The organism is Acinetobacter sp. 1294596 (genome assembly GCF_000582925.1).
Lineage (GTDB): Bacteria > Pseudomonadota > Gammaproteobacteria > Pseudomonadales > Moraxellaceae > Acinetobacter > Acinetobacter radioresistens.
In genome coordinates this window covers 1-436 of the sequence record NZ_JFCC01000134.1, presented here as the reverse complement: position 1 = coordinate 436, position 436 = coordinate 1, and the positions used below count along the sequence as shown (strand labels likewise).

Sequence of the window (436 nt, the reverse complement as noted above, 5' to 3'; positions counted from 1 at the left end):
CAATCCTTCAAATTTTAATATTTAATTCAATACTGAATTATATTTAAATTAAACTTAATTTTATTAAAATCTTACTTTTGTCTAATTATTAAAAACCAAATTAAAACCTTTACATCAGGATAAAACCGGCAGAGTAAAACTTGAAGTGCGACATAAACCACCTAATTAATTTAAAGGGTTTATGGAGTATATAAAATTGTCATACCATCATCTTAACTTTGAAGATCGTACTGCATTAATGCTTGAGTCAAGAAAAGAAGGCTTTTCAGCCAGAAAATTTGCTGAACTCATTAAAAGACATCCTAGTACGATCTATCGTGAGCTTAAAAGAAATAGCATCAATGACGTTTATCAAGCTCGATATGCTTCTGATAACACCTTCGCTAGACGTAGACGTGGTCACAGAAAACTCAAAATCGATTCAATCCTCTGGAAA

General features: G+C 30.7%; 1 protein-coding gene. It reads left to right on the top strand.

Annotation, left to right across the window (positions count from 1 at the left end; translation table 11 throughout):
• Nucleotides 1–181 precede the first annotated feature (181 nt).
• Nucleotides 182–436, top strand: a 255-nt coding sequence (locus tag J502_RS16235) for a helix-turn-helix domain-containing protein (protein ID WP_034685313.1), incomplete at its 3' end; no start/stop codon positions are given.